Raw genomic sequence first — 6,645 nt, 5'->3', positions numbered from 1 at the left:
TCATCGGACTCTCCGGGGGATGGCGGACCTGAACGCTTCGGCGGCGGGCGGGGCGTATCGGGATTTTTGCGGTGGCGCAAACCGCCCCCTGTTGCTCGCGCGCGGGACCATAACCGCGCCGGACGGCGCTGCAAAGCCCCTTCGCAGCCCCGATGGATGCGGGGGCGCGTCATAAGGTTTCCGAGGACGGGCTCGTCTTCCCGGAAAAATCGCAAAGATTGGCAATTCGTCGCGCCGGCTTCTTCACCTTGAACTTGCCGAGTCCCGGCTGCGCGCACTAATGATGTGGCATATGCGCCGTGGACGGGCAACGCCGGGCGTGGTTCCAGGAGGGCTTTCGTTGTCCGATCCGATCGCCGAGTTGATGCGCGAGCCGTCCCGGACTTCGGACGAGAGGCGCCTTTACCGTCTGCAGTTCCTGACCTCCCTGTTTCTGGTCGCGGCGGTGGTGGTGGGCTTGGGCGCCTACTTCATCTGGCAGCACCGGCTGGATTTCGAAGCCGATCTGAAGCAGACCGAAGCGCGCTACCTGGAAGTGCAGCGCCAGACCCTGCAGGAGGAGCTGGAGAACGCGCGGTCCTACCTCGCCTACATGCGGTCGCGCACCGAACCGCTGCTGCGCGCCGAGCTGCGCGCCAAGGTGGACGAGGCCTACGGCATCGCCTGGACCATCTACGAGCGCGAGAAGGAGTATCTGCCGGAGGTGTCGATCCGGCAGTCGATCAAGGAGACCTTGCGGCCCCTGCGCTTCTTCGGCGGGCGCGGCTACTACTTCATCGACGACATGCAGGGCACCTGTGTGCTGCTGCCCACCGACCCGCAGCGGGAGGGCAGCTCGCTGCTCGACAACCGCGACGACCAGGGGCGCCCGATCATGCGCAACCTGATCCGCGCCGTGGACGATCCGGAGATGCAGGGCTTCACCCGCTACCGCTGGTACGCGCCGGGCAACCCGCACAGCATGTCCGACAAGTTCGCCTATGTCCGCCGGTTCGAGCCGTTCAACTGGCTGATCGGCACCGGCGACTATGTCGGGGCGGTGGAGGAGAAGCTTCAGCGCGAGACGCTGGAGCGGTTGCGCGCCCGGCGTTTCGGCGATTCGGGCTTCATCGCCGTGCTGCGGGAGGATGGCGAGGTGCTCCTCTCCCCGACCTCCCCGGCGGCGGAGGGCAAGAACGCCCGCGCCCTGCCCTGGGAAACCGAGCGGGATCTGGTCACCCGCCTGCTGGAGGCCGGCCGGCAGGGCGGCGGGGAGCTGCGCTTCGACTGGGTGCATCCGGTCACCGGGCGCCCGGCGCCGAAACTGTCCTACGCCACGGCGCCGGACGTCTGGGGATGGGTGCTGATCGCCGGCTTCTACACCGACGACATCGATTCCGTGCTGGCGCAGCGGCGGGCCGAGATCAGCGCCGGCATGAAGAAGCGCATCCTGACCACGGTGGCGGTGCTGGCGCTGGCGCTGGGCGCGTCGGCCGGGGTGTCCTGGCTGGTCACCGGCTGGGTCCGCCGCATCGTCCGCGGCTACCAGTCCAACATGCGGGAGAGCGACAGCATGCTGCGCGAGCGGGCGCGGCAGCTCTACCTCGCCAACTTCTTCGTGGACCATGTGTCCGAGATCGTCGTGCTGGCGGATGCGGAGCTGCGCATCGCCTACGTCAACCCCTTCGGCTGCGCCGCGCTGGGCGCCCCGCTGGCCGGGCTGGCCGGCGGCCACGCCGACCTTCTGGAACGCTTCCGCGACGAGGCGGCCGAGGCGTCGGCCCATTACGAGACGCTCTACCGCACCCGCGACGGGCGCGCGCTGGAGCTGGAGGTGACGGCCAGCCGCGTCACCTACGAGGGCGACGCCTACTACTGCGCCATCGCCCGCGACATCTCGGAGCGCAAGCGCGCGGAGTGGGAGCTGCGGCTGTCCGCCAAGGTGTTCGACAACGCCGCCGAAGGCATGGTCGTCACCAACGAGAAGAATCGCATCGTCGCGGTCAACGACGCCTTCTGCCGCATCACCGGCTACAGCCGCGAGGAGGTGATCGGCGGCGATCCGGCCATGCTCGCCTCGGGCCGGCAGGACGGCGCCTTCTACGCCGCGATGTGGGTGAAGCTGAAGGAGGAGGGCCACTGGTCCGGCGAGATCTGGAACAAGCGCAAGTCCGGCGAGGTCTATCCGGAGTGGCTCAGCATCCAGATGGTGCGCAACGAGGCGGGGGAGGCCGTCAACTACATCGCCGCCTTCTCCGACATCACCGAGAAGCGCGCCCAGGAGGAGCGCATCCGGCATCTGGCGCAGTACGACTTCCTGACCGATCTGCCCAACCGCTTCCTGCTGCGCGACCGGCTGGAGCGCGCCATGCTCGCCGCCGACCGGCACGGCACCAAGGTGGGGCTGCTGTTCGTCGATCTCGACCGCTTCAAGACCATCAACGACAGTCTGGGGCACGGCGTCGGCGACCGGCTGCTGCGCGCGGTGGGGGCGCGGCTGCTGGAGACGGTGCGGGCCAGCGACACCGTCAGCCGCCAGGGCGGCGACGAGTTCGTCATCCTCCTCAACGATCTGGACGGACCCGACGCGGCCTGCTCGGTGGCCCGCAAGGTGCTGCGCGCAATGGCCGAGTCCTTCCCGGTGGACGGGCACGAGCTGCAGATTTCCCCGTCCATCGGCATCGCGCTCTATCCCGACGATGCGACGACCATCGACACGCTTCTGAAATGCGCGGACATGGCGATGTACGCCGCCAAGGAGGCGGGGCGCGCCAACCACCAGTTCTTCACGCCGGAGCTGAACAAGCGGGCGTCGGAACGGATGTGGCTGGAAAGCAACTTGCGCCATGCCCTGGCCGACAACGAGCTGGAGCTGCATTTCCAGCCGCAGTTCGCGGTGGACGGCCGCCGCCTCGTCGGGGCGGAGGGCCTGTTGCGCTGGCGCCGCCGCGACGGCACGATGATCCCGCCCGGCCAGTTCATCCCGGTGGCCGAGGACACCGGCCTGATCCAGCCGATCGGCGACTGGGTGCTGGGCGAGGCCTGCCGCCGCGCCGCCGACCTGCTCGCCCGCGGCCATCCGCTTCTCATCGCCATCAACCTGTCGGCGGTGCAGCTTCGCCGCCCCGGTTTGGCGGACCGTGTGGCCTTCTGGCTGGACGCCTACAAGGTGCCGGCCCGCTGCCTGGAGCTGGAGGTGACGGAAAGCGTCCTGATGGACGAGTCCGACATGGTGAGCAACACCTTCGCCCGCCTGCGCGAGATGGGTGTGGCGTTGGCCATCGACGATTTCGGCACCGGCTATTCCAGCCTCAGCTATCTGAAGCGCTTCCGCGTCGACAAGCTGAAGATCGACCGCTCCTTCGTGACCAGCCTGACCGACGGCTCCGACGGTGGGGCCATCGCCGAGGCGATCATCGGCATGGCGCGCTCGCTGCGCATGCAGACCCTGGCCGAGGGGGTGGAGACGGAGGAGCAGTTCGGCGGGCTGGCCCGGCTGGGCTGCGACCAGATCCAGGGCTATCTGTTGGGCCGCCCCATGCCCTACGACGATTTCGTGGCCTTCATCGCCCGTCACGCCGACGCTCCAGAGGCGGTCGGCTGACGGGCGATGCGACGCGAAAGCGGTCTTACGCGCCCAGCACGCTGCGGTCGTTCTTGGCGACCAGCGCCTGGAAATAGGGGCCGAGCTTGGCGTCGTCGAGGCCGAAGGCCTGCTGGAAGCGCGCGATCAGGTCGCGCTCGCCCTGCTCGGCCTCGCCGTCGGCCATGGCGCTGTCGAGCATGTTCAGCAGGATGCACAGCCGCTGCTGCTCGTTCAGGTTCGGCGTGGCGGCGGCCAGGAAGGCGTCGGGCGGGGTGCTGCGCGCGTACTTGAAGCAGCGGTCCAGCTCCTCCCGCGTGGCGCTGCGGCCCATCACCGACAGCAGGTGGCCGACTTCCTCCGGGTCCAGCTCGCCGTCCGAGCCCATGCAGTAGATCAGCGAGACGACCAGCGTCCGGCGGGGGGTGAGATCCAGCGGCGCCGATCCCTTGAACATGTCGAAAAGGCCCATGGTGCTACCTCTGTGGTGACGAACGCCGCACATATGGGGGCGCCGGTCCAGGCCACAAGATGGGTCTGCAGGACAGGGTTGCGGCTACATCAACCCTTGGGCTTTGAAGCTGACATGCTTGCCCTTGCCGACGATGACGTGGTCATGGACGGCGATGCCCAGGCTGTGGGCGGCGCGCAGGATTTCCTTGGTCATCTCGATGTCGGCGCGGCTGGGGGTGGGGTCGCCGGAGGGGTGGTTGTGCACCAGGATGATGGCGCTGGCCGACAGCTCCAGCGCCCGCCGCACCACCTCGCGCGGGTAGACCGGGGTGTGGTCCACCGTGCCGGTCTGCTGGACCTCGTCGGCGATCAGCTTGTTCTTGCGGTCGAGGAAGAGCAGGCGGAACTGCTCCATCGGCTGGTGGGCCATGGCGGCGGTGCAGTAGTCCAGCAGCGACTGCCAGTTGGCCAGGACGGGCCGGTCCATCACCCGCTGCCGCATCCCGCGCAGAGCCGCCGCCCCGACCGCCCGCAGCGTCGCGACCGCCTTGTCGGACGCCAGCGAGACCTCCCCCACGCAATAGCCGCGCAGACGGGGCGGCGGGGCGTTCACGACGCTCCAGATGTCGCCGAAGTCGCGGATCAGCGACTTGGCCAGCGGCTTCACGTCGCGTCGCGGGTTGACCGCGAACAGGATCATCTCCAGCAGCTCGTAGTCCTGGAGCGCGTCCGGCCCACCGTCGAGAAAACGGCTGTAGAGACGCTGGCGGTGACCCTTGTGATGGGGTTCATCCTCGGAGACGTCCGGGGGCGGCTCCAGCCCCGGAAGCGCCTGGGCCTCCTCCATTTCCCCCGATCGCTTCGCGCTCTTCCGTCCCGCCATCCCGACGCCACCATACGAATGTGTGCGTCGGGACTATACCTCTTCCGCGCGAAAATCACAGCCGCGGGAAACTCATACGGCTGCGGTCGCTTCCTCGGCCGGGACGGCGTAGGGGGGCTTGTGGAAGCCGGCGGGGGACAGGGTGAAGATCTCGCAGCCGTCCTTGGTCACGCCGATGGAATGCTCGAACTGGGCGGACAGCGACTTGTCCTTGGTCACCGCGGTCCAGCCGTCGCCGAGGATCTTCACGTCGTAGCGGCCGGCGTTGATCATCGGCTCGATGGTGAAGATCATGCCCTCGCGCAGGACGGCGCCGGTGCCCGGGTTGCCGAAATGCAGGACCGACGGCGGCTCGTGGAAGACGCGGCCCAGCCCGTGGCCGCAGAAATCGCGGACGACGGAGTAGCGATGGCCTTCCGCGAAGGTCTGGATGGCGTGGCCGATGTCGCCCAGCGTGGCGCCCGGCTTCACCTGATTGATGCCGATCATCAGCGCGTCGTAGGTGACGTCGACCAGCTTCTTCGCCTTCACGCCGACGTCGCCGCACAGATACATGCGGCTGCTGTCGCCATACCAGCCGTCCAGGATCGGGGTGACGTCGATGTTCAGGATGTCGCCGTTCTGCAGCCGCTTGTCGCCGGGAATGCCGTGGCAGACCACATGGTTGACGGAAATGCAGTTGGCCTTCGGGAAGCCGCGGTAGCCGAGCGGGGCCGGGATGCCGCCGTGGTCGCGGATGTGCTGTTCCAGCAGCCGGTCCAGCTCGCCGGTGGTGACGCCGGGCTGGACGTAGGGCGTGATGAAATCGAGCGTGGCCGCGGCCAGCCGTCCGGCCTTGCGCATGCCCTCGAAATCCTCCGGCCCATGAATCCGGATGCGATGGGAATCGAGGTCGTCGTGGTCCAAGAGAATCGTCCCCTACAGATCAGGTCCCAGAAAACGCGCCGGCAGGCCCGGCGGTGAACAAAGAGCGCGGTCAATCCATGCGGATCGGCAGCGGCCGTTCCAGCTCGATCGCCTGCGGGGTGATCCTACAGGACCAGCACACGGCTTCCACCCCCGATTCGAGCGCGAGGCGCAATCCGGCGGCGTAGGCGGGGTCGATGTCGGCGGCGACTCGGAAGTAGGCGCAGTCGGCGCGCTGCACAAGATAGACCATGACCGCCCGCGCGCCCTGGCGGACCATCCCGGCCATCTCCACCAGATGCTTGGCGCCGCGGGCGGTCACGCAGTCCGGGAACTCCGCGGCCCGCCCGTCACCCCGCGCGGGGCGGCGCAGATGGACGTTCTTGACCTCGACGTAGGCCGGCAGCCGGGTGTCGTCCTCCAGCAGGATGTCGATGCGGGACTTGCGCCCGTACGTCACCTCGCGCCGCAGCCGGGCGTAGCCGGCCAGCTCCGGGATGGTGCCGGCGGCGATGGCGGCGGCGACCAGCCCGTTGGGATGCGCGGTGTTGACGCCGACGAGGCAGGGGGCGTCCGGATCGTCCCGCGCCTCGACCAGCTCCAGCGTGTGGGCGAGCTTGCGCTTGGGGTTGTCCGACCGCGACAGCCAGACGGCGGAGCCGGGGGCGTCCACCCCGATCATGCTGCCCGAATTCGGCACATGGGCGGTGACCAGGGCGCCGTCGAGGTCCACGTCGGCGAGGAACCGCTTGTAGCGGCGGACGAGGCGGCCTTGCAGGAGGGGGGTGGGGAAGCGCATGTTGGGCCCTAGGTTAAAGCGCGCCCCCGCCGCCCGGCAAGC

At 68.6% G+C, this 6,645-nt stretch carries 5 protein-coding genes; 1 reads left to right on the top strand and 4 read right to left on the bottom strand.

Annotated features, from left to right (window positions below):
• Positions 1-340: 340 nt before the first annotated feature.
• Complete coding sequence (locus tag GBZ26_RS25330) at positions 341-3,583, top strand: bifunctional diguanylate cyclase/phosphodiesterase (RefSeq protein ID WP_174441209.1); 3,243 nt, start codon at positions 341-343, stop codon at positions 3,581-3,583.
• Positions 3,584-3,608: 25 nt separating this feature from the next.
• Here the strand turns inward: GBZ26_RS25330 and GBZ26_RS25325 are convergent, their stop codons facing one another.
• The 4 genes from GBZ26_RS25325 to sfsA form a co-directional block, all read right to left on the bottom strand.
• On the bottom strand, positions 3,609-4,034 hold the full coding sequence (locus GBZ26_RS25325) for a tellurite resistance TerB family protein (protein ID WP_149164319.1): 426 nt from the start codon (positions 4,032-4,034) through the stop codon (positions 3,609-3,611).
• Positions 4,035-4,118: 84 nt separating this feature from the next.
• Complete coding sequence (gene radC, locus GBZ26_RS25320; RefSeq protein WP_211104958.1) at positions 4,119-4,898, bottom strand: RadC family protein; 780 nt, start codon at positions 4,896-4,898, stop codon at positions 4,119-4,121.
• A 72-nt stretch (positions 4,899-4,970) separates the two neighbouring features.
• Positions 4,971-5,804: a type I methionyl aminopeptidase gene (gene map, locus GBZ26_RS25315; RefSeq protein ID WP_174441208.1), complete on the bottom strand. Its 834-nt coding sequence runs from the start codon at positions 5,802-5,804 to the stop codon at positions 4,971-4,973.
• 70 nt (positions 5,805-5,874) lie between these two features.
• Complete coding sequence (gene sfsA / locus GBZ26_RS25310; protein WP_174441207.1) at positions 5,875-6,603, bottom strand: DNA/RNA nuclease SfsA; 729 nt, start codon at positions 6,601-6,603, stop codon at positions 5,875-5,877.
• Between the last annotated feature and the right edge of the window lie 42 nt (positions 6,604-6,645).

The sequence above is a fragment of the Azospirillum formosense genome, from assembly GCF_013340925.1.
Taxonomy (GTDB): domain Bacteria; phylum Pseudomonadota; class Alphaproteobacteria; order Azospirillales; family Azospirillaceae; genus Azospirillum; species Azospirillum formosense.
Note: the sequence above shows the minus strand (reverse complement) of the source record. Positions and strands in the feature narration are given on the sequence as shown.

Bases quoted from the DNA above. Each gene is read 5' to 3' on its own strand.
- GBZ26_RS25325 (WP_149164319.1), bottom strand. From the start codon at position 4,034: ATGGGCCTTTTCGACATGTTCAAGGGATCGGCGCCGCTGGATCTCACC.
- radC (WP_211104958.1), bottom strand. From the start codon at position 4,898: ATGGCGGGACGGAAGAGCGCGAAGCGATCGGGGGAAATGGAGGAGGCC.
- sfsA (WP_174441207.1), bottom strand. From the start codon at position 6,603: ATGCGCTTCCCCACCCCCCTCCTGCAAGGCCGCCTCGTCCGCCGCTAC.